Origin of the sequence: Comamonas aquatica NBRC 14918 (assembly GCF_000739875.1) — a bacterium.
Lineage (GTDB): Bacteria > Pseudomonadota > Gammaproteobacteria > Burkholderiales > Burkholderiaceae_C > Comamonas > Comamonas aquatica.
Window position 1 is genome coordinate 162406 of record NZ_BBJR01000021.1, and the last position, 26665, is coordinate 189070.

Annotated in this window: 23 protein-coding genes and 3 pseudogenes; 13 read left to right on the forward strand and 13 right to left on the reverse strand. The window is 62.9% G+C overall.

Going from position 1 to position 26665, the window contains the following annotated elements; all coding sequences use genetic code 11:
• Nucleotides 1-2: 2 nt before the first annotated feature.
• From CA2_RS02080 to CA2_RS02100, 5 genes are all read right to left on the reverse strand, one after another.
• Nucleotides 3-860 carry a protein NO VEIN domain-containing protein gene (locus CA2_RS02080; protein WP_245620858.1) on the reverse strand — a complete coding sequence of 286 codons (858 nt, stop codon included), beginning with the start codon at nt 858-860 and terminating at the stop codon, nt 3-5.
• A gap of 38 nt (nt 861-898) precedes the next feature.
• Entirely contained in the window at nt 899-1306 is a 408-nt protein-coding gene (locus tag CA2_RS02085) for an NUDIX hydrolase (protein ID WP_042412079.1), read from the reverse strand.
• A gap of 23 nt (nt 1307-1329) precedes the next feature.
• Complete coding sequence (locus CA2_RS02090) at nt 1330-1731, reverse strand: YkgJ family cysteine cluster protein (RefSeq protein ID WP_042412081.1); 402 nt, start codon at nt 1729-1731, stop codon at nt 1330-1332.
• Nucleotides 1732-1994: 263 nt separating this feature from the next.
• Entirely contained in the window at nt 1995-2312 is a 318-nt protein-coding gene (locus tag CA2_RS02095; RefSeq protein WP_042412082.1) for a hypothetical protein, read from the reverse strand.
• 30 nt (nt 2313-2342) lie between these two features.
• Nucleotides 2343-2882 carry a PepSY domain-containing protein gene (locus tag CA2_RS02100; RefSeq protein ID WP_042412084.1) on the reverse strand — a complete coding sequence of 180 codons (540 nt, stop codon included), beginning with the start codon at nt 2880-2882 and terminating at the stop codon, nt 2343-2345.
• 314 nt (nt 2883-3196) lie between these two features.
• Between CA2_RS02100 and CA2_RS02105 the strand changes: the two genes are divergently transcribed.
• From CA2_RS02105 to CA2_RS02120, 4 genes are all read left to right on the forward strand, one after another.
• Nucleotides 3197-4141 (forward strand): ABC transporter substrate-binding protein, encoded by a 945-nt coding sequence (locus CA2_RS02105; protein ID WP_042412086.1) that lies wholly within the window; start codon nt 3197-3199, stop codon nt 4139-4141.
• Nucleotides 4142-4213: 72 nt separating this feature from the next.
• Nucleotides 4214-5074: an ABC transporter permease gene (locus CA2_RS02110; RefSeq protein WP_225890651.1), complete on the forward strand. Its 861-nt coding sequence runs from the start codon at nt 4214-4216 to the stop codon at nt 5072-5074.
• The gene (locus CA2_RS02115) at nt 5067-5867 is read left to right on the forward strand and encodes an ABC transporter ATP-binding protein (RefSeq protein WP_042412090.1); all 801 of its coding nucleotides are present in this window, start codon (nt 5067-5069) and stop codon (nt 5865-5867) included. The genes CA2_RS02110 and CA2_RS02115 overlap by 8 nt, the downstream gene beginning before the upstream one ends.
• Complete coding sequence (locus CA2_RS02120) at nt 5867-6685, forward strand: alpha/beta hydrolase (RefSeq protein WP_245620859.1); 819 nt, start codon at nt 5867-5869, stop codon at nt 6683-6685. Before CA2_RS02115 ends, CA2_RS02120 begins: the two co-directional genes overlap by 1 nt.
• Before the next feature lie 57 nt (nt 6686-6742).
• Here the strand turns inward: CA2_RS02120 and CA2_RS02125 are convergent, their stop codons facing one another.
• From CA2_RS02125 to CA2_RS18795, 3 genes are all read right to left on the reverse strand, one after another.
• On the reverse strand, nt 6743-7426 hold the full coding sequence (locus tag CA2_RS02125; protein WP_042412091.1) for a GntR family transcriptional regulator: 684 nt from the start codon (nt 7424-7426) through the stop codon (nt 6743-6745).
• 84 nt (nt 7427-7510) lie between these two features.
• Nucleotides 7511-9298: an allophanate hydrolase gene (atzF, locus tag CA2_RS02130; RefSeq protein ID WP_042412093.1), complete on the reverse strand. Its 1788-nt coding sequence runs from the start codon at nt 9296-9298 to the stop codon at nt 7511-7513.
• 380 nt (nt 9299-9678) lie between these two features.
• Nucleotides 9679-10461, reverse strand: coding sequence for an SNF2-related protein (locus CA2_RS18795; protein WP_217997617.1), 783 nt, complete (start codon nt 10459-10461; stop codon nt 9679-9681).
• 928 nt (nt 10462-11389) lie between these two features.
• Here CA2_RS18795 and CA2_RS17885 point away from each other — a divergent pair.
• The gene (locus CA2_RS17885) at nt 11390-11740 is read left to right on the forward strand and encodes a hypothetical protein (protein WP_217997618.1); all 351 of its coding nucleotides are present in this window, start codon (nt 11390-11392) and stop codon (nt 11738-11740) included.
• A gap of 142 nt (nt 11741-11882) precedes the next feature.
• Nucleotides 11883-12059: pseudogene (locus CA2_RS17425) on the forward strand (amidohydrolase family protein); the annotation flags it as partial.
• A gap of 72 nt (nt 12060-12131) precedes the next feature.
• Here the strand turns inward: CA2_RS17425 and istB are convergent.
• The 5 genes and pseudogenes from istB to dnaA all read right to left on the reverse strand — a co-directional run bounded on the left by istB (nt 12132) and on the right by dnaA (nt 18726).
• Nucleotides 12132-12929, reverse strand: coding sequence for an IS21-like element helper ATPase IstB (gene istB, locus CA2_RS02140; RefSeq protein WP_042412099.1), 798 nt, complete (start codon nt 12927-12929; stop codon nt 12132-12134).
• Nucleotides 12919-13083: pseudogene (locus CA2_RS17890) on the reverse strand (IS21 family transposase); the annotation flags it as partial. The gene istB and the pseudogene CA2_RS17890, both read right to left, overlap by 11 nt.
• A 263-nt stretch (nt 13084-13346) precedes the next feature.
• The gene (gene gyrB / locus CA2_RS02145; protein ID WP_042412100.1) at nt 13347-15929 is read right to left on the reverse strand and encodes a DNA topoisomerase (ATP-hydrolyzing) subunit B; all 2583 of its coding nucleotides are present in this window, start codon (nt 15927-15929) and stop codon (nt 13347-13349) included.
• A gap of 148 nt (nt 15930-16077) precedes the next feature.
• Nucleotides 16078-17199: a DNA polymerase III subunit beta gene (gene dnaN / locus CA2_RS02150; RefSeq protein ID WP_042412102.1), complete on the reverse strand. Its 1122-nt coding sequence runs from the start codon at nt 17197-17199 to the stop codon at nt 16078-16080.
• 117 nt (nt 17200-17316) lie between these two features.
• Complete coding sequence (dnaA, locus tag CA2_RS02155) at nt 17317-18726, reverse strand: chromosomal replication initiator protein DnaA (RefSeq protein ID WP_042412104.1); 1410 nt, start codon at nt 18724-18726, stop codon at nt 17317-17319.
• Nucleotides 18727-19070: 344 nt separating this feature from the next.
• Here dnaA and rpmH point away from each other — a divergent pair, with 344 nt between their 5' ends.
• The 7 genes and pseudogenes from rpmH to CA2_RS02185 all read left to right on the forward strand — a co-directional run.
• The gene (gene rpmH / locus CA2_RS02160) at nt 19071-19205 is read left to right on the forward strand and encodes a 50S ribosomal protein L34 (RefSeq protein WP_042412105.1); all 135 of its coding nucleotides are present in this window, start codon (nt 19071-19073) and stop codon (nt 19203-19205) included.
• Nucleotides 19206-19266: 61 nt separating this feature from the next.
• Nucleotides 19267-19853, forward strand: a pseudogene (locus tag CA2_RS02165) (ribonuclease P protein component).
• Entirely contained in the window at nt 19771-20043 is a 273-nt protein-coding gene (gene yidD, locus CA2_RS17430; RefSeq protein WP_081770599.1) for a membrane protein insertion efficiency factor YidD, read from the forward strand. Before CA2_RS02165 ends, yidD begins: the two are co-directional and overlap by 83 nt.
• Nucleotides 20040-21743 carry a membrane protein insertase YidC gene (gene yidC, locus CA2_RS02170; RefSeq protein WP_042412107.1) on the forward strand — a complete coding sequence of 568 codons (1704 nt, stop codon included), beginning with the start codon at nt 20040-20042 and terminating at the stop codon, nt 21741-21743. The genes yidD and yidC overlap by 4 nt, the downstream gene beginning before the upstream one ends.
• Before the next feature lie 204 nt (nt 21744-21947).
• Nucleotides 21948-23390: a tRNA uridine-5-carboxymethylaminomethyl(34) synthesis GTPase MnmE gene (gene mnmE / locus CA2_RS02175; RefSeq protein WP_042412109.1), complete on the forward strand. Its 1443-nt coding sequence runs from the start codon at nt 21948-21950 to the stop codon at nt 23388-23390.
• A 239-nt stretch (nt 23391-23629) separates the two neighbouring features.
• Nucleotides 23630-24952: a tyrosine-type recombinase/integrase gene (locus CA2_RS02180; RefSeq protein ID WP_042412110.1), complete on the forward strand. Its 1323-nt coding sequence runs from the start codon at nt 23630-23632 to the stop codon at nt 24950-24952.
• Nucleotides 24953-25160: 208 nt separating this feature from the next.
• A partial coding sequence (locus CA2_RS02185; RefSeq protein ID WP_042412111.1) for a class I SAM-dependent DNA methyltransferase occupies nt 25161-26665 on the forward strand: 1505 nt, incomplete at its 3' end.

The following is a 26665-nucleotide window of genomic DNA, read 5'->3' on the forward strand; positions in this document are numbered from 1 at the left end:
GCTTAGAGGCTAGCCCGGTAGGTCACGGGGTCCAGCGTGCAATGGCTGGCGATATTGCCTGGCAAAGCAAAGAATTTGGGCTGCCTGCGAAACTCGAAGACCCGATACAGCTGAAATTTTTCGGCTTCGGCCTGGGACGTCGCCAACTCGTTGTGCGTCACGTAGAACGGGGTGTTCTTGGCAAAGCTGGTGGTTTTCACCTCAATCCAGCATTCCTGGCCGTCCAGGTCAAAAGAGCGCACATCAAACCCCAACCCGTCGCCCAGGGTGACGGCCACATGCTCTACGCGGTCGGCCAGACCTGGCAGGCCATGGCGCTGCAGTTTCCAGCGCTCGTAACCCACAACAAATTCCTCCCCGGCCAAGCCCAGCGCCTGGTTGCGTGCCTCTTGCGCCAGATAGTCGTGGCGCGCAGGACTGCGCACGGCGTAGGCAGCGTTGGTTTCACTGACCTGGTGCGTCGCTTCGGGGGCTGCTTGCCATGCATGGTCAAACGCAGGATGCGGCAGTGTGTGTGCGGGCAAGGTCACTGCGGCTTGCACAGTGGCCGCCAGATGCGGGTGCTGCATCACCTGTTGCTCCACTTCTTGCAACAGGCTTTTTTGAAAGTTGTTGCGGGGCTTGTAGCCTTGGATGCTGGGGTATTGCAACAGCTGCATCACCGTACTGATGTTGCAGTACTTGAATTCGACGGCGCCGGCAGAGCGTTGACCGGACAGTTGTGCCAACACCTGCTCGCGGTAGGTGCTTTTGCGATAGCGCTGGCCCGCCAACTCCAGTGTCAACATGTCGAGGTAGCTGCGAACAACGACAGCAACTTCTTGATCGCTCCAGGCGGTGTGGGATGTTTCATGATCCATGTCGGCATCTTGCCAGGCATGGATGGCACGCGGTTGGCTCAGTCCGCCATCTGCTGCAGCGCGGGCAGCACCTGCTCGTGCAGCAGCGGGGCCAGGGTGGCGGGGTGGGGGCCGTCCAGCGCCAGCCAGTCCATGGCCTCAATCTCGGCGGCAATCTGCACGGCGGGCGTGTGCGCCAGCCGGGCGTAGAACACCTGGGCCTGCACGCGCGTATCGGCCTCGTTGGCGGCGCGGTTCTCGAAGTGGGCCAGGGGCAGCAGATGCTCCATGGGGGCCTGCCATTGCAGCTCTTCCTGCAGTTCGCGCTGCAGGGCCTGGAGTGCGGATTCGCCGGCGTCGATCTTCCCGCCGGGCAGCATCCAGAACGGGCTGCCGCGCTTGCGCACGACCAGCAATTGGCGTTCGGGGTTGATCAGGCAGGCGGTGGCCAGGTGCAGGGTGTGCATGGGGATCGGGGGTGGGAAGGCCTTCAGCGCATGCGTTTGTCGCCGTAGGCGCACCAGCCGGGCTTGGGGCCCTTCTTGGGGTGCAGGCGGCAGGTTTCGGGACGCCGCTCATAGACCGTGCAGCGGCGTGTGCTGGCGTCCAGAAAGTTGCAGTCCCCGCTGGCGCGGCGGGCCATGGTGAAGATGTTGTGCTTGGGGTTGTAGTGGTCGATCAGCCGGGCCTTGAGCAGGCGCTTGGCGATCAGTTTGTGGTCGACGTTGTCGACCTCGAAGGCATCCACCAGCCCCAGGCGCACCAGGTCGGGCAGCTGCACTTCCAGCAGCATGGTGCAGCAGTTGGCGGCGCAGCTGTCGCACAGGCCGGGCTTGTACTTGCTCCAGGTGTCGAGCCGGTCTACGTCCACGATGCGGATGGCGGGTTTCATGCGAAAAAGGGGGCGGGATGCGCTATCAGAAAGATGAGCAGGCAGCGCGCGTTTTGCAAGGTTTTCAAATAGAAAACTGGTTGGAAACCAGGTCCAGACTGCGCTGCCAGCTATGAATATATTGGGCTGCGTTGCCTGGCGGTGACCGGGCGGCAGCGCCTGCGGCAGGCACTATAGCGGTTGGGGGCGTGGCCCGGGGCGGCCTGCAAAAAAGCCTGCGCACCAGGCGCAGGCTTCGGGGGCAAGGTAGGCCCCGCGGGGACTCAGCGTGACTGGTGCACGCCCAGCAGGAACTGGCTGCACATGGACTGGGGCGAGGCTTCGCGCGCGCTGTGGTCCGAGATGCTGAGCTTGTCCGCCACCGCGCGGTGGTCGCGTTTGAGCGTGCTGCCCGTGACCATGCCCAGCTGGCGCACCTGCTCGGGCGCCAGCATCTGCAGGCGCACGGCCTCCTGCATGGCCACGCACACGCTGCTGACGGCGTCGTAGCGCGCCATGGTGTGGGCGTAGAAGAAGTAGCCGCCGGCAAAGCCGAGTAGGGCCGTGAGCGCAGCGATCAGTGCAGCTTGGGTGCGGTTCATGGGGTGGGATGGTGTTCAGTCACAAGGGGGTCAGTCGCGCTTGGCGCGCAGCACCTTGCCGTCGGCCGCATCCAGCTTGACCTCCATCAGGCGGTGGTCGGCCTGCAGCACATCGACCTGGTAGCTGATGGTACCCCAGTGGTTGTCCAGCTCGGCCTTCATGGCCTTGCCGGGCGTGTGCGCCGTGGCAGCGCGGATGGCCTGCAGGATGTCGATCTTGGCGGCCTGGCTGCGTTCCACATCCTTGCGCTTGGCCGCGCCGTCGTTCTCGTGCAGGCGGGCCTGGCCGGTCACCGCGTCCACCCAGACCTCCACGCTCTGCCGCTGCGGCGTGAGGATGTGGGCCTCGTAGCGCACGCCGGCCCCGTCGCCGTCATCCAGCTCGATCTCGATCACCTGGCCCGGCGTCATCTGCGTGGCGTTCTGCACGGCCTGCTCCAGGCTGATCTTCACGGGCGCGGTCAGCGCCTGCCACTGTGCCGGGGTCTTGGCATGGGCGCCCAGGGCCAGCGTGGCGGCGGCCAGGGGCAAGGCGATGCGGTGGGACAGCAGGTGGTGCCAATGCTTCATGAGCGTTCTCCTTGGTAACGATGCAGGACAGGTGCACACCCTAAGCCAGTCGGCCCCCGCCGGGCGTGGGACGGGGTTGCGTCGCGCGCCGCTGGCGGCGAGTCTGGTGCATGGCGCGGGGCATGCTGTGCACAAATGGTGCGCTTTTCACGATATGGGGGCTTTTGTCGGCGATTTCCAGAGTTTTGGCGCAAAAAACATCCATTCCCAAACTGGCACGCCACTTGCTGAACTGTGCCTGTGCCGGCTTGTGTACAAGGATGTATTCAAGTGCGGTCCGTCTGTCACAGCCCTTGTTTGATGAAGGAAACGCCATGCTGTCTCGCCGCCTCCTGCTTGCTTCTCTGACCTCTTCCGCCCTGGCCCTGGCCCTGTCCGTGGCCACACCCGCCCAGGCGGCGGACAAGGTGATCAAGGTGGGCACGCTTAAGCTCATCCACGGCATCACGCCCTACTTCTACGACAAGTTCACGCCGGCCGGCTACAAGATCGAGGTGATCCCCTTCGAGACCCCCACCGATGGCAAGAACGCCGTGGTGACCAAGTCGGTGGACTTTGGCACCTACGGCCTGGCTGCCGCCACGCTGGGTGCGGCGGCGGGCGAGCCCGTGGTCATCGTCGCGCCCACCTGCAATGGTGGCATGGCGATCGTGGTGGGCAAGCACAGCGGCATCGGCAGCTTCAAGGGCCTGCAGGGCAAGCGCATCGGCATCCTGCCGGGTTCCACCCAGGAAGCGGTGTTCAATGACCGCCTGAAGTCCGAAGGCATGACGCTCAAGGACATCAAGTCCGTGCGCGTGTCCTTCAGCGAAATGGCCGGCGCGCTGGAGCGCGGCGACATCGACGCCTACGTCGGCGCCGAGCCCGGCCCCTCCATCAGCGTGACCCGGGGCGTGGGCAAGGTGCTGGAGTTCCCGTACAGCACGCTCACCGGCAAGGTCAACATGGTCATGACCACGCACGCCGACACGGTCAAGAAGGACCCGGAACTGGTCAAGGTGTTCCTGGAGATCCACCGCAAGGCGTCGGAATACGCCATGGCCCACCGCGCCGAACTGGTGCAGATGGCCGGTGCCAAGCTGGGCTTTGCCCCTGACGTGGCCAACCTGGCGGCCGACAACGTGGAGCTGACCTGGAAGATCGACGAAGACTGGATCACGCGCAGCAAGTACTACGGCTCGCTGATGCTGGAGCGCAAGCAGATCCGCAAGCTGCCCGACTACAGCCGCTTCATCGTCACCGGCTTCAACCCCCAGTAAGCCCGCCCCGCCTGGCGGTGTGCTGCACCGCCGGGCTACCGGCCTCCCCTGCCCGCTTCCGGAATGCCTGCCATGTCGTCTTCGCCCCCCTCTTTCACACCCGCCACGTCCCCGGTGGCACTGGCCATGCCGCCCCAGCCCAGCGCGGCCCGTGTCTGGATGACCACCTGGCTGGTGCCCGCCGTGCTGCCCCTGTTGCTGCTGCTGGCCTGGGACGTGGCCGTGCGCGCCACGGGGACCATGCTGGTGCCTTCTCCCCAGGAGGTGGGCCTGATGCTCTGGGATTTCGCCTTTGGCGGCATCTATGACGACGCCTTCAGCGCCACCCTGCCCACGCACTGGCTGCAGTCCATGTCGCGCGTCTACGGGGCCTTTGCGCTGGCCGCGCTGGCCGGCATTCCGCTGGGCCTGGTGATCGGCAAGAACGCCGCCATCCGCCGCTTCGTGGACCCCACGCTGCAGATGCTGCGCCCGGTGCCGGTCACGGCTTGGTTGCCGCTGTCCATGATCTTCTTTGGCGTGGGCCCCAACGCCGCCATCTTTCTGGTGTTCCTGGGGGCGTTCTTCCCCATCGTCATCAACACCACCTTTGGCGTGAAGTCGGTCGAGCCGCGCCTGTTCGAAGCCGCCGCCATGCTGGGCTGCAAGGGCACCTCCATGTTCCGCCAGGTGGTGCTGCCAGCGGCCATGCCCTCCATCTTCAACGGCCTGCGCCTGGGCCACGGCATCGCTTGGTTCCTGATCGTGGTGGGCGAGATGACGGGCGTGCCCGAAGGCCTGGGCGCGGCCATCATGGACGGCCGCATGCTGTCGCGCACCGACGTGGTGATCGCCGGCATGGTGGTCATCGGCTTCACCGGCTTTGTCACCGACCGCCTGCTGGTCATCCTCAACAACCGTCTGCTCAAGTGGAGCCCGCAACACCATGTCTGAGATCCTTGCCCACCGCACCCCCGCGCCCATCCTGGACATTGCCAACGTCAGCAAGGTCTTCTCCCTGCATGGCCGCCCCATCCACGCGCTCAAGGACGTCAACCTGCAGATCCAGAAGGGCGAGTTCGTCTGCCTGATCGGTGCCTCGGGCTGCGGCAAGTCCACGCTGCTGCGCATCATGGGCGGCTTTGAAAGCGTGTCCACCGGCGTGGCCCGGATGTACCACACGCCCATCAGCGAGCCCGGGCCCGACCGCGGCATGGTGTTCCAGGACTATGGCCTGTTCCCCTGGCTGACCGTGCGCCAGAACATCGCCTTCGGGCCCAAGCAGCGCGGCCTGCCCGAGGCCAAGCTGCGCGAGATTGCCGACCACTACCTGCACATGGTCGGCCTGAGCAAGTTTGCCGACCACTTTCCCCACCAGCTGTCGGGCGGCATGAAGCAGCGTGTCTCGATCGCGCGGGCCCTGGCCAACGACTGCGAAGTGCTGCTGATGGACGAGCCCTTTGGCGCCCTGGATGCGCTGACACGCGAAGTGCTGCAGCAGGAGCTGCTGGACATCTGGGCCAAGACCCGGCTGACCGTGATCTTCGTCACCCATGCGGTCGAAGAAGCCGTGCTGCTGGCCGACCGCGTGGTGGTCATGACCGCCGGCCCCGGCCGGGTGGAGCGCGACTACCGCATCCCGCTGGAGCGCCCGCGCCACATCACGACCCCCGAGTTCAACCGCGTGCGCCAGGAGCTGACCGAACTGCTCAGCAGCCACGTGGCCCACCACGCCAAGGCCGCCTGATGGTGATCGACACCCTGCTCCACCTGCCCCAGGCCGTGCGCGATGCGGCCTATGACAACACCCGTGCCGTGGCCAGCAGCGCCCAGCAGCTGGCGGCGTTTGAAGCGCGCAGCCTGGCCGTGGTGCAGCAGCACGCCGCCGATCTGGACGTGGCCTATGGCTCGGGCGCGCGCCAGCGGCTGGATTACTTCCACGGCCCGGCCGGTGCGCCCACCCTGCTGTTCATCCACGGGGGCTACTGGCAGATGCGGCACAAGAACAGCTTCCGCTTCGTGGTCCAGGGCGCCTTGCAGCAGGGCGTGCAGGCGGCCCTGATCGGCTACACGCTGGCGCCCCAGGCCAGTCTCACGCAGATCGTGCAGGAAGTGCGGCAAGGCATTGCCGCCGTGCGCCGGCAGGCCCTGGCGGCCGGCGGCAGCGGCCGCATCCTGCTGTGCGGTTGGTCGGCGGGCGGGCATCTGACGGCCCTGGGCCTGGACAGCGACGGGGTGGTGGGCGGCCTGGGCATCAGCGGCATCTATGCGCTGGAGCCGGTGCGCCACACCTACCTGAACCAGGCCCTGCAGCTGACGCTGGCCGAGGTGGCGCAGCTCAGTCCGCTGCAATTGCCGGTGGTCGACAAGCCCCTGGTGCTGGCCTATGGCACGGCCGAGCTGGCGCAGCTGCAGGCGCAGACCCAGGCCTTTGCCCACTACCGCCAGGCCGCCCCGGGCGCCTGCCTGGCGGTGCCGGGGGCGGACCATTTCAGTATTTTGAATGCCCTGGCCGATCCGCAGGGCGTGGCGCTGCAGGCCTTGCTGGCGCTGGACCGGGCCTGACCCACACCTGCACCGCGCGGACGGTCAGTCCGCGTTTTTCATAGCTGTCCGCGCAGGTCAGGCGGCCGCTTCCAGCCTTTTTGGCTTGGCATTTTGCAGGGTGTGCAAGGTGATGTTCTTCACCTCGTCGCGGCTGACGCGGATGTGCTTTTGCAGCAGCACCTTGGCCTGCAGCCCGTCGTGCTGCAGCAGCGCGCGCAGGATGCGGCTGTGCTCGTCGTAGGTGACGTCGATGCGGTAGTTGCGCGTGAATTCCAGGCGCCGCACGATGCGGATGCGGTCCGTGATGTCGCGGTGGATGCGCGCCATCTCCAGGTTGCCGCTGGCCTCCATCAGGTCGATGTGGAAGCGCTCATCGATGTGCGACACCGCGTGCTGGTCCGTCAGGCGCTCCTGCAGCGGCACGCACCACAGCGCGCACAGCGCGGCCAGGCGCTGCTCCAGGTCTGGGGCCACCACCAGCAGGTCCACGGCCGCGCACTCCAGCACGGCGCGCACGTCGTACAGCTGCTCGAACACCGCGAAATCGATGCTGTTGACCACCCAGCCCATCTTGGGCATGACCGAGATATAGCCTTCGCGCTGCAGGCGCACCAGGGCCTCGCGCACGGGGGTGCGGCTTATGCCCAGCTGGGCACCGATTTCGCTTTCGCTGAAGCGGTCTCCGGGCACGTACTGAAAATTGTCGAAAGCCTGTCGCAGCTTGTCGTAGGCCATGTTGGCAAGGCTGGTGGGCGCCACGGGCGTCTCCTGCGGAAATGGGGGGATGCGGTTGTATCGGGTGCAGGGCGTGCCTGATTCAGGTGCACGCCCTGCACCAGGGTGTTACGCCGCCATGCAATACGCGCGCCAGCCCCCGAAATGCGTGATGTCCTGGGCATTACCCAGGGCCACGCCTTCGCAGATGAAGCCCTTGACGTGGCGGCCATCCTGCAGCGTGACCGTGCCAATGCCCAGTGGTGCGGGCACACCGGCCACAAAGCGCCCCAGGTTGGCGACGGGCATGTCCCAGACCTCCACGGCGATCGCGGCCCCGTCCTCGGCCCGGGCCAGGCCGGGCTTGGCGGGCACCGTGCCGGCCAGCGCATACAGGCGGTAGTGGGGCGCCGTGTGCGTGGCTTCACGGAAGCGTGCCCCGCAGGCCAGCAGTTCGTGGTTCAGCGGCATGCCGCGCAGGTGGGCGCCGACCACGGTCAGCGCAATTGTCTCGCCCTGCGTGGGCACGTGCCAGCGGGGCAGCGCGCCCAGGGTGCGCACGGGCAGGCCCGTGGCGCCGGCGGTGAGTGGGGTCTGGGCTTCCAGGGCCTGGGCCCAGCGCACCAGATCGGGCTCGCGCCAGGCCGGTGCAATCAGGGTGATGCCGAACGGCAGCCCGCTGGGCAGTTGCGCGGCCGGAATGGCGATGGCCGACCAGCCCAGCAGATTCACGAAGTTGGTGTACGTGCCCAGCTCGGAATTGGCGGCCACGGGTTCGGCCTGCAGATCGGCCATGCTGGGGTGGCGCGGCGCCGTGGGCACGCACAGCACGTCGCAGTCCTGCCAGATCTTTTCCGCCTCGCGCTGCAGCGTCTGCAGCTGGTACTGCGCGGCAAAGGTGTCCACGGCATTGAAGCGCTGGTGCACGTCCAGCACCTGGCGGATCACGGGCAGCAAGGCCTCGGGCTGCTGCTCGTACAGGCGGCGCGCACCCACCACCCGCTCGGCCACCCAGGGGCCGTAGTACAGCAGCTGGGCCACCTCGAACAAGGTGTCGAAGGCCAGTGTCTGCACGCTGGCCACCTGGGGCTGCAGCCGCTGCGCAAACTGGGTGAAGGCGGCCTCGTAATCGGCGGCCAGTTGGCGCCCGCCCGGGATCGCCACCCGCAGCTGCGCCAGCGGTCGGTGCGCGGGGATGGCGGGCCGCGCCTGCGAGTAGGCATCCTGCGCGTCGGGCCCTTCCATGATGGACAGTGCCAGGGCGCTGTCGGCCACATTCAGGGCCAGCACGCCGATGCAATCCAGCGTGCGGCAGGCGGGCACCAAACCGGTGCCACTGACGGCACCGGGTGTGGGCTTGAGCCCCACGATCTGGTTGAAGCCCGCGGGCACGCGGCCCGAACCGGCCGTGTCCGTGGACAGGGCAAACGGCACCAGCCCGCGCGCCACCACCGAGGCCGAGCCCGAGCTGGAGCCGCCCGAGACCAGCGCGGGATCAAAGGTGTTGGGCACGGCCCCATAGGGCGAGCGTACGCCCACCAGGCCGGTGGCGAACTGGTCCAGATTGGTCTTGCCCAGCACGATGGCGCCGGCCTGCCTCAGCCGCTGCACGGCCACGGCATCCTGCGCCGCCACATAGGCAAACGCCGGGCAGGCGGCGGTGGTGGTGAAGCCGGCCACATCGATGTTGTCCTTGGCGGCAAACGGGATGCCGTACAGCGGCAACTGGTCGCGGCCCACGGCATGTTCCAGGGCCTGCAGTTGCTGCAGCTGCGCCTGCAGCTGTGCCTCCGTGGCAATGCTGATCCACGCCGTGTCATCGGCCTGCAAGGCCTGGCGCTGCTGCTCCAGCAGCGCAGCCGGCGCTGCGCCACCGTGGTAGGCGTGCTTCCAATCGTCGAATGTGCCAATCAGCATGATGAATACCCAGATGTATACAAGATGCGGAGTTAAAGCAGATTGCGTGCCAATTGCAGCGGCTGCGTGGCGCGTTGGCTTCGATGAAGTTGCGGCGAGTGCGACGGCGTCGCCCACCAGCCCTGGAGCAGCGGCAGGCCAAGAAAAAAGGCTTGAAGCCTTTTGGGCTCCAAGCCTTGTACTACTTGCGCAGACAGCTCTGATTTTGGAGATGTAGGCGTGCGAAATAAATGAGATTTCTGAGCCTTTGAAATCAACAGCTTGCAGCTTCTTTGTGCCCATAACGTGGGACAAATTGCATGTAAAAGCTGGGACAAAATTCCACGACTGAAGAAGGTCCGCGAAAACTTCCTTAGTTAGGCTAGCAACCCCATTGAAGTCTAGGTACAACAAACGTAACGCCTCAGATAAGAGACGTTAGTCCGTGGGGGAGTTGGTTCTTGGCTGAAATTATGCGGCAAACAGTCTTGCTTGCCTATACCGTTGGCTTTTACTGGAGATAGAGCCAAATAGGCACAAAAAAACCTGCCGAGGCAGGTTGAGATTGGGGGGGCAGGTATCAGCGGACTCGCCGTTGTAAAGCATCGCGTAGCTGGCTGTACTCCGCTTCTCGAAAGCCAACGTATTCTTGGCATAAGACAAGGAAGGAGCGGTCTTGTGGATTCCACATCTTGAAGCCGTTGCCTGCCCTTGGTGACGTATAGCACCTCGCGCATCAGCCGCAGCGGCCGCTCGCGCTTCAAGAAGTCGATGGATGTGATGAGCCGCGGGTAGTGGCTCCATGGGTTCACGTGCAGGCCGCGGCTGCGCCGAAGCTGCTTCATGGCCTCGCTGTCGACGATGCGGAAGTCCAGGCCGAACTTGTCGCGCATCTGCTCGCGCCACTGAATCTGCAGGCCCGACGGACACACGATGAGCACCGACCGGATACGGTGGCGCAGCATCAGTTCTTGGACCACCAATCCGCTCTCGATGGTCTTGCCCAAACCGACGTCGTCGGCGATGAGCAGGTTGACCCGAGGCATCTGGATGGCACGGGCCAGCGGGTCGAGCTGGTAGTCCTCGATTTCTATGCCTGCACGGAAGGGGGCCTGTAGGGTGCTGGTGTCGGTCTGCGACACGGCTCCCCATCGCACTGCATTCAGGAACGCATCAAGTTGCATATCAGAAGCCGTAAGGCTTGCCTATATCTCTACTACCGTTAACTGAACCGCTTTACGTTGAAGTACATGTGCGACTTTCAAACTAGATAGAAAGCAGTGACGACTAGCAAAGATGATATCTGGTTGATTTTTGCGAGTTGACTGTGGTCAGCACCGTTCCCCAAAAAATGCCTACTGAGTAGGTCCCAGAGAAAACAAAAAAGCCGCTTTAAGCGGCTTTTTTTTCAGTGTGACAAGGATTGATAGGAACTGACTATTCGATTCCTGTACTCATAAAAATCCCAGCTTTTACTTACCAAAATCCCACTTATTACGTACACCTACATGTAGAGAGCACCATAAGGTGCGAAACAAGCATCATTAAAATCAAAGGGTTACGCAAACTTTTCTTCGGCGGTGCGAAAGATTGTCTTTAAGCATTGCGAAAAAAACCAAGCGAATTCTTAAGTGCTTGATTTAAAAAATAAAAAAAACAGATGCCACCCACAAAGAGTGGGCGCTGACCTGATTCCGCTTTTTGGACTTGAATAGAGCACTTTCGTGTTGAAGTCTGCCCTAAAGTCCTTTTTTAGTCACATTATTTTTTGTTAACCCCCCGGAAGGGGCGTTGAGCGGAAGTTTTAGCGCAGGACTTCTAGAGTGCTGAATCCCGCAATTCGTGGACAACATGTTTTGTCTAGCTGGACAGAATTCTGAAATTGCATGTGAAATTGGACGGCTGCTAGCGGCCAAGTGCACCCCCTTGACCGATTTGTCCCCATGCTGACTGCAGTCGTTCCGCTACGAAATACCAGTGATTGCTGATGCTCACAAAGCAGACATTGCACAGAGGCAATCTCGGAGTTGAGGTGCTAAGCAGAAGCAAACGACCCAAAGCAGTCTATCTACGAAATGCTAGTCAATTCAGTTGTAGTTTCGTAATTGAGCTTTGCAGGGCAATCAATACAATCGACTTCATTACAAGCATGGAGTCCAGATGAAGCTCTTAGCAATTGCCTGTTTAATGTTTAGCTCTGTCGCCTTTGCCCAGTCTGAAGTAGCTCGAAGCGTTGGTCGAGTAGCTGGGCAGTTTGGTGTGGGTGTTACAGACACTATTCGTGACTCTCAACCACAGTGGGAAACAATACGTGCGAAGTCGAAAGATGAATGCTTGAAAGAGTCGGGCGGGGTGCTTGATAACGCCTTTGTCCGATGCCGCAATGGCCGTCAGGAATACGTGCAGTACAACAGCAAGAACGAACGCATGGTTCTAAGAGAGCGCCCGATACCTGTAAATTGACCTGAATCGACCAGTGTTTCCAGAAGCAGTCTGAGAATGTTGGCCCGCTCAGCCCATCGGGCCTGCATGCTCATCTAACTGGTGCAGGAATTCGAGGGGACTTCAAGCGTGGTATCCCCGTCACTGTGACAGGGCTGTGGTTAGCGTATGCAGTGGTCCTGAGGAGATTCGTCGCTCGGTGCGAACTTTCATTAAGTACGGTGTTGACCATCTGAAAATCAACTTGTCTGGTGAGTACATCGCTGGTATTCCCGCTGAGATGTCGCCATTCGCTGAAGATGAAATTGCCATGCTGGCTCAGGAGGCCAAGCGGTACGGTGTTGATTTCCATGCAATCTGAACCCACCAATTCCATCTCGATCTGACCCACCCTGTTGCGTGAACTTGAAGCTCACGTTGTGGATAAGTTCTTGGTGTTCCTTTCCTTTTTAGATTGGGGTTGCTGGGCAGAACTGTTCTTGAATCGGTAGCTGTCGTTGCCGGTTTCAAGAATATGGCAGTGATGGGTGAGTCGGTCCAGCAGTGCCGTGGTCATCTTTGCGTCCCCGAACACGCTGGCCCATTCACTGAAGCTCAGGTTGGTGGTGATCACGACGCTGGTGCGTTCGTAGAGTTTGGACAGCAGATGGAACAGAAGTGCCCCGCCAGAGGCACTGAATGGCAGGTAACCCAGCTCATCCAGAATCACCAGGTCGGCATACGCCAGCCGGTGAGCGAGCTGTCCCGCCTTGCCCTGAGCCTTCTCTTCCTCCAATGCGTTGACCAACTCCACCGTTGAGAAGAACCGCACCCTGCGGTGGTGATGTTCAATCGCTTGCACGCCCAGGGCTGTGGCAATGTGGGTCTTACCCGTTCCCGGTCCGCCCACGAGAACCACGTTGTTGGCATCTTCTAGGAACTCACAGCGGTGCAACTGCCGAACCAAGGCTTCATTGACCTCGCTGTGGCTGAAGTTGAAGCCCGTCAGGTCTCGATAGGCTGGGAACCTTGCCACCTTGAGCTGATAGGCCACCGAGCGTACCTCCCGTTCGGCAGTCTCGGCCTTGAGCAACTGCGACAGGATGGGCTGCGCAGCGTCAAACGCTGGGGCCCCTTGTTCAGCCAGTTCATTGACCGCCTGAGCCATCCCATGCATCTTGAGCTCTCGCAACATGATGACGATGGCCGCAATAGCTGGGTCATGTCGCATGGCGCACCTCCCTCAACTGGTCATAGCGCAGCACATTGGCCATGGGTTCCACCACCAGGCGCAAGGCTTGGGGGGAAGTGACCGGAGCCGGAGCGGGTCTGCCATCGACCAATCTATGCAGAACGTTCAGGATGTGTGTCTTGCTGGGAGCACCCGTAATTTAGGGGTGTATGGCAGTTGGAAGCATGACTCGGGCCTGTATGCAGATGCTGCAAGTTTGGGGAATGGCAGGTATGAGGTGTGGAGCTGACGCTGGGTGGAGGGGATTGAAAGTCGCGAGTCGCTGCATAGCAGCCATAGACTTCATTTCGAGTAAAAAAATAGCCCGGATTGCTCCGGGCTATTTTTTTCATCAACTTTGTCAAAAGTTTTTCACCAACTTGGCAAAGTTTTCAACAATGGTGGCATTCGACAAGATCAGACGTCGATGTTGCCGGCCCGCAGGGCGTTGTCTTCGATGAAGTTGCGGCGGGGTTCGACCTCGTCGCCCATCAGCATGGTGAACACGCGGTCGGCTTCGATGGCGTCGCCGATCTGCACCTGCAGCAGGCTGCGCACATTCGGGTCCATGGTGGTTTCCCACAGCTGCTCGGGGTTCATTTCACCCAGGCCCTTGTAGCGCTGGCGGCCGGTGGTGCGTTCGGCCTCGCTGATCAGCCACTGCATGGCCTGGCGGAAGTCGCCAACCTTTTCGGTCTTGGCCTTCTCGCCTTCGCCGCGCGTGACCTTGGCGCCTTCGGCCAGCAGGCCGGCAAAGCTTTCGGCCTCGGCCGACAGGGCGGCGTAGTCGTGGCTGCGCACGAAGTCCTGCGTGAGGATGGAGCTCTTGATGTTGCCGTGGTGGTGGCGGCTGATGCGCAGGATCGGGTTCTCGCTGACGGGGTCGATCTCGGCGGTCACGGCGGCGGGCACGCCGGTGGTGGTCAGCTCGCGCAGCTTGGCCTCCAGCACGGGGGCGCAGGCCTGGGCCTCTTCCAGGGTGTCCAGCTTGATCTTCACGCCGTCGGCGATAGCGCGCAGGGCTTCCTGGTCCAGGAAGTTGGACAGGCGCTCGATCACGGTCTCGGCGGCCAGGTGCATGTCGGCCAGCTTGGCCAGTTCCTCGCCCTCGATGGTGCGGGCGTTGGCACCGCCGGTGTGCACGCTGGCGTGGTTCAGCGCGATCTTGAGCAGGTACTTGTTCAGCGCCGGACCATCCTTGAGGTACAGCTCTTCCTTGCCGTTCTTGACCTTGTACAGCGGTGGCTGGGCGATGTAGATGTGGCCGCGCTCGACCAGCTCGGGCATCTGGCGGTAGAAAAAGGTCAGCAGCAGCGTGCGGATGTGGGCGCCGTCCACGTCCGCGTCGGTCATGATGATGATGCGGTGGTAGCGCAGCTTGTCGGGGTTGTAGTCGTCCGAGTTGCTCTTGCCTGAATCGGCGCTGACCTTGCCAATGCCGGTGCCCAGGGCGGTGATCAGGGTGATGATTTCCTGGCTGGACAGCAGCTTTTCGTAGCGGGCCTTTTCCACGTTCAGGATCTTGCCGCGCAGGGGCAGGATGGCCTGGAATTTGCGGTCGCGGCCCTGCTTGGCGGAGCCACCGGCGGAGTCACCCTCAACGATGTAGATTTCGCACAGCGCGGGGTCTTTTTCCTGGCAGTCGGCCAGCTTGCCGGGCAGGCCCATGCCGTCGAGCACGCCCTTGCGGCGCGTCATTTCACGGGCCTTGCGCGCAGCTTCACGGGCGCGGGCGGCCTCAATGATCTTGCCGCACAGGATCTTGGCGTCGTTGGGGTTCTCTTCCAGGTAGTCGGTCAGTGTCTTGGCGACGATGTCTTCCACCGGCGCACGCACTTCGGAGCTGACCAGCTTGTCCTTGGTCTGGCTGCTGAACTTGGGCTCGGGCACCTTCACGCTCAGCACGGCGCACAGGCCTTCGCGCATGTCGTCCCCGCTGACTTCGACCTTGGCCTTCTTGGCCAGTTCGTGGTCGGCGATGTACTTGCCGATCACGCGGGTCATGGCCGCGCGCAGGCCGGTCAGGTGGGTGCCGCCATCCCGCTGGGGGATGTTGTTGGTGAAGCACAGCACCTGTTCGTTGTAGCCGTCGTTCCACTGCATGGCCACCTCGACACCGATCTCGGTGCCGGGAATGCCGCCGTAGGTGTCGGCCGGGCGGCTGCCCGTGGCGTAGAACGAGGTGGGGTGCAGCACCTTCTTGTTGGCGTTGATGAAGCCGACAAAGCCCTGCACGCCGCCGGCGCCGGAGAAGTCGTCTTCCTTGCCATCGCGCTCGTCCTTCAGGCGGATGCGCACACCGTTGTTCAGGAACGAGAGTTCGCGCAGGCGTTTGGCCAGGATTTCGTAACGGAACTCGAAGTTTTCCTTGAAGATGTCCTGGTCGGGCAGGAAGTGCACCTTGGTGCCGCGCTTGTCGGTCTCGCCAATGACGCGCATGGGCGAGGTCTCGAAGCCGTCGACCACCTCGATCAGGCGGTTTTGCACAAAGCCGCGCGAGAAGTCGATCTCGTGCACCTTGCCGTCGCGGCGCACGGTCAGCTTGAGCCAGATGGACAGCGCGTTCACGCAGGACACGCCCACGCCGTGCAGACCGCCCGAGACCTTGTAGCTGTTCTGGTTGAACTTGCCACCGGCGTGCAGCTCGGTCAGCGCGATTTCGGCGGCCGAGCGCTTGGGCTCGTGCTTGTCGTCCATCTTCACGCCGGTGGGGATACCGCGGCCGTTGTCGATGACGGACAGCGAGCCGTCGGCGTGGATGGTGACCAGGATGTCGTCGCAGTGGCCGGCCAGCGCTTCGTCGATGGAGTTGTCCACGACCTCGAACACCAGGTGGTGCAGGCCGGTGCCGTCGGAGGTGTCGCCGATGTACATGCCGGGGCGCTTGCGCACGGCCTCCAGGCCTTCCAGGATCTGGATGGCGCCTTCGCCGTAGCCGTTGTCAGCGGGAGCGCTGGCGGGTGCTGCGGTGGGGTTTTCTGGCTGGTTCTCGTCGGTCATGAAGGTGCCTTACTGCTGCAATAACAGGAGCTGTTTGCGCTTGTATTGCCTGGAAATTACCAATAAATCATTTGAAAAAGAAGCGCTGGCATACGCCAGCTGCTCCTTTTTTGGGATGGACAGGCTAACACGCCGGTCCACGGGCGCATCAGATGCGCATGGGCATGACGACGTACTTGAAGTTGTCGTTGCCGGGGATGCTGACCAGGGCCGAGCTGTTGCTGTCGGCCAGCTCGATCTTGACCATGTCCTGCGACATGTTGGCCAGCACGTCCAGCAGGTAGGTCACGTTGAAGCCGATGTCGATGGTGTCGCCGCCGTAGTCGATGTCCAGCTCGTCCACCGCCTCTTCCTGGTCGGCGTTGTTGGACGCCACGCGCAGCGTGCCGGGTTCGATGGTCAGGCGCACGCCCTTGAACTTGTCACTGGTCATGATGGCCGTGCGCTGCAGCGAGGCCAGCAGCGGGGCGCGGCCCAGGGTCACGCTGTTGTGGTGGTTGCGCGGGATGACGCGGTTGTAGTCGGGGAACTTGCCCTCGACCAGCTTGGTCACGAACTCCATGCCGCCAAAGGTGAACTTGGCCTGGTTGTTGGCGAACTGCATCTCGATGCGGGGCGAGTTCTCGCCGCCCACGTCGGACAGCAGGCGCTGCAGCTCCAGCACGGTCTTCCGCGGCAGGATGACTTCCTGCTTTTCGCCCACGTCCACGTCCAGCTCGGCGCTGGCAAAGGCCAGGCGGTGGCCGTCGGTGGCCACCAGGCTCAGCGTGTTGCCTTCGGCGACGAACAGGATACCGTTCAGGTAGTAGCGGATGTCCTGCACCGCCATGGCGAACGACACCTGACCCATCAGGTCCTTGAGCACCTTCTGCGGCACGCTGAAGGCGGGGCCGAAGTTGGCGGCCTCCTGCACCAGCGGGAAGTCCTCGGCCGGCAGGGTCTGCAGCGTGAAGCGGCTCTTGCCGCCCTTGAGGATCATCTTGCTTTGCTGCGACTCCAGGCCCACGGTCTGGTCGCCGGGCATGGTCTTCAAGATATCGATCAGCTTGCGCGCACCGATGGTGGTGGAAAAGTCACCGGTGTCACCGCCGAGTTCGGCCGTGGTGCGGATCTGGATTTCCAGGTCGCTGGTGGTGAACTGCAGGGCGTTGCCGGTCTTCTTGATCAGCACGTTCGCCAGAATGGGCAGGGTGTGGCGGCGTTCAACGATGCCGGACACCGATTGCAGGACCGCGAGAACTTTGTCTTGTGTGGCTTTCAGGACGATCATGTCAACCTCTGTGTTTCAGGATGCGGGTCTCTTGTGGATGGGGCAGCCTCCCTCTCGCGGCCACCCAAACCCCCTCATTTTGCCCGGTAGGCCCGGGCTGGGCGAGGGAAAATTCCATCAGCCTTTGAGCGTTTGCTCCAGCACATGCAATTGCTGGTTCAGCTCGGTCAGCTGCTGGCGCTCGGCGGCAATCTTGCGCACCGCGTGCAGCACCGTGGTGTGGTCGCGGCCGCCAAACAGCTCGCCGATCTCGGGCAGGCTCTTTTGCGTCAGCTCCTTGGCCAGGTACATGGCGATCTGGCGCGGACGGGCAATGCTGGCCGGGCGCTTCTTGCTGTACATGTCCGCGACCTTGATCTTGTAATAGTCGGCCACGGTCTTCTGGATGTTCTCCACGCTGATCTGGCGGTTCTGGATGCTCAGCAGATCGCGCAGCGCCTCGCGCGCCAGCTGGATGGAGACTTCCTTCTGGTTGAAGCGCGAGTACGCCAGGATCTTGCGCAGCGCGCCTTCCAGCTCACGCACGTTGGAGCGCACGTTCTTGGCCACGAAGAAGGCGACTTCCTCGGGCATCTCGGCGTTCTCGGCGCGGGCCTTGTTGATCAGGATGGCCACGCGCATTTCCAGCTCGGGTGGCTCGATGGCCACCGTGAGGCCGGAGTCGAAGCGCGAGACCAGGCGCTCGTGGATGTTGGCCAGACCCTTGGGGTAGGTGTCGGACGTCATCACGATGTGGCTCTTCTTGGCCAGCAGGGCTTCGAAGGCGTTGAAGAACTCTTCCTGCGTGCGGTCCTTGTTGGCGAAGAACTGGACGTCATCGATCAACAAAAGGTCGAGCGAGTGGTAGCGTTCCTTGAACTCGTCAAAGGTGCGGCGCTGGTATGCCTTGACCACATCTGAAACAAATTGTTCAGCGTGGATGTAGAGAACTTTGGCGTCGGGCCGGTCTTTGAGCAACTGGTTGCCCACAGCGTGCACCAGGTGGGTCTTACCCAGACCCACACCGCCATAGATGAACAGCGGGTTGTACAGGTGGCCGGGCGAGGCGGCGACGTGCATGGCGGCCGAGCGGGCCATGCGGTTGGCCGTGCCTTCCACCAGCGTCTCGAACGTCAGGGCGGAATTGAGGCGGTTGCGGAAGACGGGCGAAGCCGGTTCCTCCGCGCTGGGGCTGGAGGTGGGCGCTGCGCTGGGGCTGTCGGAGGGCGTGTTGCGCTCGCCGGCATAGGGGCGAACATACGTGCGCACCACGCTTTCGCGCTGAGCGAGTGCCAACTCCAGTGCCACGGGTTGACCGTACAGGTCTTCCAGCAGGCCCGCGATGCGCGCGGCGTACTGGGCGCGGATCCAGTCCAGCTTGAAGCGGTTGGCGACATACACCGTCACCTTGGAGAAATCCTCCGCCACGTGCGCGGTCAGGGGCTTGATCCAGGTGTTGAACTGTTGCTCGGGCAGGTCCTGGCCGAGCTGCTCGACGCAGGCCAGCCACAGGCCCAGGCCGGCGTCGTTGGTGGGTTCCTCGGTCATTTCAATCGGAGCGCTTTTTGTGGATAGGAGGAACGGTGATGGGGCTGTGATTGTAGCTTTTCAAACGGTTATCCACAAACACGGACGACTTTTGCACCGGTCTGGTGCGGGGGCGTATTTTGGACCATCTTTAGAGGGTCATTGCAAGAGGTGGCTAACACTGAGATAATTTTGGGTTTCCCTGAATGTGTTCAGGGTGATAAGCCCCGCGCGAAGCTTTTATTTGCGGCCGCTTGCCCCTGGCAGGCGCCTTGCAGATGTGCTTGGCTGGGGGAATTTGGGCAGTGTGCATTCATGAGGAATGCATGGGCCAGTAAAAAACTGAACCTTCTCAAGGAACGAACATGAAGCGTACATACCAACCCTCCAAGACCAAGCGCGCTCGCACCCACGGTTTCCTGGTCCGCATGAAGACCAAGGGCGGCCGCGCCGTGATCAACGCACGCCGCGCCAAGGGCCGCAAGCGTCTGGCCGTCTAAGGCAAGCACGCTTGGCCGACTGCCTGACACCAATCCCTGCTGCATGGCAGGGCCTGTTGTGATGCAACGGCTCAAAACGCGCCCCCAATTTCAGGCAACGCTGTCCGGGGGAACCGTTTCCCGGACGCCGCACTTTGCTTTGCACCGCCTGGTGCTGGGCGCTACGGATGTTGCCAAGGACGCTGTGCCAACAGGGCCCGGTGCCGTGCTTTATGAGCAGGCACCGCAGGCCCTGTTTGTCGTGCCCGGGTGCTCGGCACCCCAGGTGTGGCTGAGCCCGTTGGTGCCCAAGCGCTGGGCCAAGCGTTCGGTGACGCGGCACACCATCAAGCGACAGATCTATGCCGTGGCCAGCGAATTCGATGCGCAGCTGCAGGCCTTGCCGCCGGCGGCGTATGTGGTGCGCCTGCGTGCCGGCTTTGACCGCAAGCAGTTCATCAGCGCCACCTCGGAGCCGCTGAAGCAGGCGGTGCGTGCGGAGCTGCAGCAACTGCTGGCACACGCCACGCGCCGCAAGACGCCCGAGCCGGCGGCCGATGCCGCAGTGCAGGAAGCGGGCTGAGCCATGGTGCGCGCCCTGCTCATGGCCCTGGTGCGTGGCTACCGCTTTTTCCTGAGTCCGTGGCTGGGCTCGGCCTGCCGTTTTGAACCGACCTGTTCCGCCTACTCTTTGAAGGCGTTAGAGCAGCATGGCGCAGCGGCCGGCACTTATTTGACACTGCGGCGACTGGTACGCTGCCATCCGTGGTGTGATGGCGGGCATGATCCGGTGCCCGACCACCCGCCCAAGCTGTTTACCGGTTTGACCTCCTCTTCCTCACCAAAGAAGTCTTCATGAACGACATTCGCCGCACCATTTTGTGGGTGATATTTGGCTTTTCCATGGTTTTGCTGTGGGACAAATGGCAAATCCACAACGGCAAGCAAGCCACGTTCTTCCCCACGCCCGTGACGGCCACCGCGCCTGCCGAGAGCAAGCCGGCGGAAGTGCCTGCGGCCGTGGCCGCTGCAGCGACGGCGTCGCCCAGCGACGTGCCCGGTGGCGCGGACGCCGCCCCGGTGGCCCGCGAGAAGATCACCGTCACCACCGACGTGATGCGCCTGACCTTTGACGGCCAGGGCGGTGCGCTGGTGCACGCCGAGCTGCTGAAGTACGCCGCCGACGGCGACCACAGCCAGCCCTTCGTGCTGTTCGATGAGAGCAGCAGCCGCGTCTATATGGCGCAGACGGGCCTGATCGGCGGCAACTACCCCACGCACAAGACCGTGATGACGGTGCAGCCCGGCGAGCGCACGCTCAAGGACGGCCAGAACGAGCTGCAGGTGCGCTTCGAGTCGCCCGTGCAGGACGGCGTGAAGCTGGTCAAGACCTTCACCCTCAAGCGCGGCGCCTACGACATCGGCGTGCAGCACGAGGTGGTGAACGCCGGCACGGCCGCCATCACCCCCCAGCTGTACCTGCAGCTGCTGCGTGACGGCAACGCGGTGGACGGCGGCAATGCCTTCTACTCCACCTTCACCGGCCCGGCCATCTACACCGACACCGCCAAGTACCAGAAGGTCGAGTTCAAGAACATCGACAAGGACAAGCTCGACTTCGAGAAGTCCTCCACCAGCGGCTACGTGGCCATGGTGCAGCACTACTTCGCCAGCGCCTGGTTGCTGGGTGACGGCATCCAGCGCGATAACTACGCGCGCAAGGTGGGCGACAACCTGTACGCCGCCGGCATGATCACCCCCGTGGGCACGCTGCAACCTGGCGAGACCAAGACCGTGCAGGCGCGCCTGTTCGCCGGCCCCCAGCTGGAAAAGACCCTGGAAGCACTGGCCCCCGGCCTGGAGCTGGTCAAGGACTACGGCTGGCTGACCATCCTGGCCAAGCCCCTGTACTGGCTGCTGGACAAGATCCACGGCATCCTGGGCAACTGGGGCTGGTCCATCGTCGGTCTGGTGCTGTTCCTGAAGATCCTGTTCTACTGGTTGAACGCCAAGGCCTACGCCTCGATGGCCAAGATGAAGGCCATCAACCCCAAGATCATGGAGATGCGTGAGCGCCTGAAGGGCAACCCGCAGCAGATGCAGCAGGAGATGATGCGCATCTACCGTGAGGAGAAGGTCAACCCCATGGGCGGTTGCTTCCCCATCATGATCCAGATCCCCGTGTTCATCGCGCTGTACTGGGTGCTGCTGTCGTCGGTGGAAATCCGCCACGCGCCCTGGATCTTGTGGATCACCGACCTGTCGGCCAAGGACCCCTTCTTCATCCTGCCGCTGCTGATGACCCTGTCCTCGCTGCTGCAGACGGCCCTGAACCCCGTGCCGCCCGATCCGATGCAGGCCAAGATGATGTGGTTCATGCCCCTGATCTTCAGCGTCATGTTCTTCATGTTCCCGGCCGGCCTGGTGCTGTACTGGCTGACCAACAACATCCTGTCGATCGCCCAGCAGTGGGTCATCAACACCCGCATGGGCGTGCCCCCGCAGTTCAACCTGCCCAGCTTCAAGTCGGCGCCCGCAGACGCCGGCAAGATGAAGTAAGCCGCCCCGCTGACATCCCCCAAAGGCCGCGCAAGCGGCCTTTGGTTTTTAAAACAAGAGCGCACTGCGCGCGCCAGGACTGCGTTTCACAGTCGATTGGCTGCAAAGTCGTTGAGTGCCGAGCGCAGTGTGCTCCTGTTTTGAAAGCCTGTTTTGCGTGCCCCTGGCTATCATGGGCACCGCCCCCACTGAGGACGTGACGCCATGCTTGCCCGCCATTCCGATCCCATCGTCGCCATCGCCACCGCCCCCGGGCGCGGGGCCGTCGGCATTGTGCGTGTCTCCGGCAAGGCCATCGGCGCCCTGGTGCGCCACCTGCTGGGCAAGGACCTGAAGCCGCGCGAGGCCAGCTACCTGCCCTTCAAGGACGCCAAGGGCGCGCCCATCGACCATGGCCTGGCGCTGTACTTCCCCGGCCCGAACAGCTACACCGGCGAGGACGTGCTGGAGCTGCAGGCCCACGGCGGCTCCGTGGTGCTGCAGCTGCTGCTGGCGCGCTGCCTGGAGGCCGCACAGGCGCCGGGGGCTGACGGCGCCCCGGTCCTGCCCGGCCTGCGCCTGGCCCAGCCCGGCGAGTTCACCGAGCGCGCCTTCCTGAACGACAAGATCGACCTGGCCCAGGCCGAGGCGATTGCCGACCTGATCGACGCCAGCACCGAGGCCGCGGCGCGCAGCGCCAGCCGCTCGCTGTCGGGCGACTTCTCGCGCGAGATCGGCGAACTGCGCGAAGCCCTGGTGCACCTGCGCATGCTGGTGGAGGCCACGCTGGACTTCCCCGAGGAAGAGATCGACTTCCTGCAAAAGGCCGATGCCTATGGCCAGCTGGACGCGCTGCGCGACCAGCTGGGCCAGGTGCTGGCCCGCACCCAGCAGGGCGCGCTGCTGCGCGAAGGCATCAAGGTGGTGATTGCCGGCCAGCCCAATGCCGGCAAAAGCTCGCTGCTGAACGCGCTGGCCGGGGCCGAGCTGGCCATCGTCACCCCGATCGCCGGTACCACGCGCGACAAGGTGCAGCAGACCATCCAGATCGACGGTGTGCCGCTGCACGTGATCGACACCGCCGGCCTGCGCGACAGCGAGGACGAGGTGGAGCGCATCGGCATTGCCCGCGCCTGGGACGAGATCGCCGCCGCCGATGCCGTGCTGTTCCTGCACGACCTTTCGCGCATGGGCGAGGCCGGCTACGTGGCCGACGATCTGGAGATTGCGCACACGCTGGCCGAGCGCATTGCGCCGAACATTCCTGTCATCGACCTGTGGAACAAGACCGACCTGGCCGCACCCGGCGCGCAGATGCAACCGCTGGCGCCCTTGGCGGGTCGCCAGGGCAGCGAGGCCAGCCTGAGCCTGTCGGCGCGCACCGGCGACGGCCTGGACGCCGTGCGCCAGCGCCTGCTGCAGGTGGCCGGCTGGCAGTCGGCGGCCGAGGGCCTGTACATCGCCCGCGCGCGCCATGTGGAGGCGCTGCAGGCCGTGGGCGCCCACCTTGAGGAAGCGCACGCGCAGCTGAACGTGCCCGGCCCGGCGCTGGACATCCTGGCCGAAGAACTGCGCCTGGCGCAGACGGCGCTGAACAGCATCACGGGCGAATTCACATCGGATGATTTGCTAGGCGTGATCTTCTCCAGCTTCTGCATCGGAAAATAAATTTGGTTCCGCAACGGTCCGGATTGTTCTGTTTTCTGATCTGCAACCCATTGATCAATCATTGATATTCATCCAGGTTGTTCTTGGATGTTCCGCATGGATCCGTCAGAATGTGTGCCCAGATGTGTGCCCATTTTGAGAATGGTGTGCCCATCAGAAATATGTCGGTGTGCCCTTGATGATTTTTTAAGCAATCACCTTGCTTCCCATGGGCACACCTCCTCGAGGAGACTGCGCCCATGCCACTGACGGACACCAAGCTCAAAGCATTGAAACCACGCGACAAGTCGTACCAAGAAGCCGATGAAGGCGGCTTGTTTGTCGAGGTCTTGCCCAGTGGCCAAAAGACATGGCGCTTGCGCTATCGCATGGGGGGGCGTGGCGCCAAGCAGGAGAAAGTGACCCTGGGTGAATACCCGGTCTACAGCTTGGGGGATGCGCGTGCTTGGCGGGAGGCATCCAAAGCCTTGGCGGCCCGGGGCGTGTCACCGATGGCACTCAAGCGGGGCGATCTGGTGTCTGCAGATGCCACGCCTGCTGCCAAGGAGTTGGCGGATAGTTATCTGAAGCACTGGTGCCAGAAAACGACTGAAAAGGCCCGTGCCAAAGAAGAGCAGCGCCAGCAAGAGGATTCGGTGGCTGCCTTTGCGTGGCGCTGGTTTGCAGAGATTGCCGAACCATCCAATAGCAACCCGCGCAATGTGCGGCGGGTGCTGGAGAAGGACATCATTCCGGCCATTGGGACCCAGCAGGTGTCGGACGTGACGGTCGAGGATGTGCTGGCCATCACCGACCGCATCAAGGCGCGCGGGGCCGACCAAATGGCATTGCAAACCCGCAATGTGTTGAAGCGCCTTTTTGCCTATGCGATTGCGCGGCAGAAGATGCAATTCAATCCTGCGGCAGCGATCGAGGCCAAGTTCATCGCCCAGGCGCGCAGCCGGGACGTGGCCCTCAGCCCCGAGGAAGTGGGGCGCTTGCTGCGTGGGATTTACCAGTCCGGCATGAAGCGTGCACACAAGCTGGCGCTGCACCTGCTCATCTTGTGCATGGTGCGCAAGACCGAGTTGGTGCATGCCCGCTGGGAAGAGCTGGATCTGGAAAACGCCGAGTGGTGCATACCGATGGAGCGCATGAAGAAAGACCGGCCTCACTTTGTCCCCCTGTCGCGCCAAGCCGTGGCCATGTTTGAAGAGTTGAAGGGCCTGGCTGGCGGATCAGAATGGGTGTTTCCCAGCCGCAGCAGCTTGCACCAGCCCATCTCTCAGTCCACCCTGAATGTGGCCGTGCGTGCCTTGGAGCTGGATGTGCGGGATTTTGTGATCCACGATTTCCGCCGCACAGCTTCCACCCTGTTGCATGAAGCCGGTTTCAACTCAGACTGGATTGAAAAGTCCTTGGCGCACGAGCAAAAAGGTATCCGTGGCGTCTACAACCGGGCGCAATATGCGGAGCAGCGCCGCGATATGTTGCAGTGGTGGGCGGACTTTGTAGACAACCAGATTGACGAGGGTCGCAAAGTCATCATCGGTCGGTTTGGCAAGACGTACCAGGCGGCGTGAGCCCCTGTCGGGACTCTCCCACGGCCTTTGACAGGGGCAATGCCTCTGCTGGCGCTGCCTGCGGGCTCATCTTTGGACCTGCTGGTTGGCGCCACGCTGCCGGCTAGGCAACTTGGGCATCCGGGAGGCTGCGGATCGCCGCTAAGATGAATGCAGTTACAAATCAAGCCAGAGTCTCTCGGGACGCTGGCCGTGCCTGTTCTTCCCCATGCTCGACGACATCAAAAAAACCCTTTGGGCCACCGCCGACAAGCTGCGCGCCAACATGGACGCTGCCGAATACAAGCACCTGGTGCTCGGCCTCATCTTCGTCAAATACATCTCTGACACCTTCGCCGCACACCACGCCACGTTGATGCAGCGCCTGGCCGACCCGAACGACGAATACTTCTACGGCGATGCCGACCCCGCCGACATTGCGGCGGAACTGGAAGACCGCGACTACTACAAAGAGGCCAACGTCTTCTGGGTGCCCGAAGGCGCACGCTGGGAAGCCCTGCGCAACGCGGCCAAACAGCCCGACATTGGTAAACGCATTGACGACGCCCTGACCCTCATTGAGGCCGAGAACCCCAAACTCAAAGGCATCCTCGACAAACGCTATGCCCGCGCTCAGTTGCCCGATGGCAAGCTGGGCGAGCTGGTTGATCTGGTCTCCACCATCGGCTTTGGTGACGACCCCGCCGTGGCGCGCGACGTGCTGGGCCAGGTGTACGAGTATTTTTTGGGCCAGTTCGCCAGCGCTGAGGGCAAGAAGGGCGGTCAGTTCTACACCCCCGCCAGCATCGTCAAAACCCTGGTGGCTATCTTGAGCCCGCACGAGGGCAAGGTGTACGACCCCTGCTGTGGCTCGGGCGGCATGTTCGTGCAAAGCGAGAAGTTCATCGAAGCCCACGGCGGCAAGCTGGGCGATGTGAGCATCTACGGCCAGGAAAGCAACCCCACCACCTGGCGCCTGGCCGCCATGAACCTGGCCATTCGCGGCATCGACTACAACCTGGGCCGCGAGCCTGCCGACACCTTCACCCGCAACCAGCACCCCGACCTGCGGGCTGACTACATCCTGGCCAACCCACCCTTCAATATCAGCGACTGGTGGCACGGCAGCCTGGAAGGCGACCCGCGCTGGGAATATGGCGACCCACCCCACGGCAACGCCAACTACGCCTGGTTGCAGCACATGCTGCACCACTTGAAGCCCACGGGCCGCGCAGGCATCGTGCTGGCCAATGGCAGCATGAGCAGCAGCCAGAACAACGAAGGCGTGATCCGCGCCGCCATGGTCGATGCCGACGTGGTGGAAGTCATGGTGGCCCTGCCCGGCCAGTTGTTTTTCAACACCCAAATCCCCGCTTGCCTGTGGTTCCTGGCCAAGCAGAAAACGCGCAAGGGCGAAGTGCTGTTTATCGACGCCCGCAAGCAGGGGCGCATGATCAGCCGTGTGCAGGCCGAGCTGACGGACGACACCATTGCCCGCATCGAAGCCGTGGTGGCCGCCTGGCGTGGTGAGCCGGGCTGTGGGACATATGAAGACGTGAAAGGCTTTTGCCGCAGCGTGCCCCTGGCCGAAATCGCGCAGCACGGCCATGTGCTCACCCCCGGCCGCTACGTGGGCGCGGAAGAAGTGGAAGACGACGACGAAGCGTTTGCCGACAAGATGCAAAAGCTCACCGAAAAACTGGGCGAGCAGATGGCCAAGGGCGCAGTGAATCG

Coding starts and splice junctions, on each gene's coding strand:
- CA2_RS02080 (WP_245620858.1), bottom strand. CDS start 860: ATGGATCATGAAACATCCCACACCGCCTGGAGCGATCAAGAAGTTGCT.
- CA2_RS02085 (WP_042412079.1), bottom strand. CDS start 1,306: ATGCACACCCTGCACCTGGCCACCGCCTGCCTGATCAACCCCGAACGC.
- CA2_RS02090 (WP_042412081.1), bottom strand. CDS start 1,731: ATGAAACCCGCCATCCGCATCGTGGACGTAGACCGGCTCGACACCTGG.
- CA2_RS02095 (WP_042412082.1), bottom strand. CDS start 2,312: ATGAACCGCACCCAAGCTGCACTGATCGCTGCGCTCACGGCCCTACTC.
- CA2_RS02100 (WP_042412084.1), bottom strand. CDS start 2,882: ATGAAGCATTGGCACCACCTGCTGTCCCACCGCATCGCCTTGCCCCTG.
- CA2_RS02105 (WP_042412086.1), top strand. CDS start 3,197: ATGCTGTCTCGCCGCCTCCTGCTTGCTTCTCTGACCTCTTCCGCCCTG.
- CA2_RS02110 (WP_225890651.1), top strand. CDS start 4,214: ATGTCGTCTTCGCCCCCCTCTTTCACACCCGCCACGTCCCCGGTGGCA.
- CA2_RS02115 (WP_042412090.1), top strand. CDS start 5,067: ATGTCTGAGATCCTTGCCCACCGCACCCCCGCGCCCATCCTGGACATT.
- CA2_RS02120 (WP_245620859.1), top strand. CDS start 5,867: ATGGTGATCGACACCCTGCTCCACCTGCCCCAGGCCGTGCGCGATGCG.
- atzF (WP_042412093.1), bottom strand. CDS start 9,298: ATGCTGATTGGCACATTCGACGATTGGAAGCACGCCTACCACGGTGGC.
- CA2_RS18795 (WP_217997617.1), bottom strand. CDS start 10,461: ATGCAACTTGATGCGTTCCTGAATGCAGTGCGATGGGGAGCCGTGTCG.
- istB (WP_042412099.1), bottom strand. CDS start 12,929: ATGCGACATGACCCAGCTATTGCGGCCATCGTCATCATGTTGCGAGAG.
- gyrB (WP_042412100.1), bottom strand. CDS start 15,929: ATGACCGACGAGAACCAGCCAGAAAACCCCACCGCAGCACCCGCCAGC.
- dnaN (WP_042412102.1), bottom strand. CDS start 17,199: ATGATCGTCCTGAAAGCCACACAAGACAAAGTTCTCGCGGTCCTGCAA.
- dnaA (WP_042412104.1), bottom strand. CDS start 18,726: ATGACCGAGGAACCCACCAACGACGCCGGCCTGGGCCTGTGGCTGGCC.
- rpmH (WP_042412105.1), top strand. CDS start 19,071: ATGAAGCGTACATACCAACCCTCCAAGACCAAGCGCGCTCGCACCCAC.
- yidD (WP_081770599.1), top strand. CDS start 19,771: ATGGTGCGCGCCCTGCTCATGGCCCTGGTGCGTGGCTACCGCTTTTTC.
- yidC (WP_042412107.1), top strand. CDS start 20,040: ATGAACGACATTCGCCGCACCATTTTGTGGGTGATATTTGGCTTTTCC.
- mnmE (WP_042412109.1), top strand. CDS start 21,948: ATGCTTGCCCGCCATTCCGATCCCATCGTCGCCATCGCCACCGCCCCC.
- CA2_RS02180 (WP_042412110.1), top strand. CDS start 23,630: ATGCCACTGACGGACACCAAGCTCAAAGCATTGAAACCACGCGACAAG.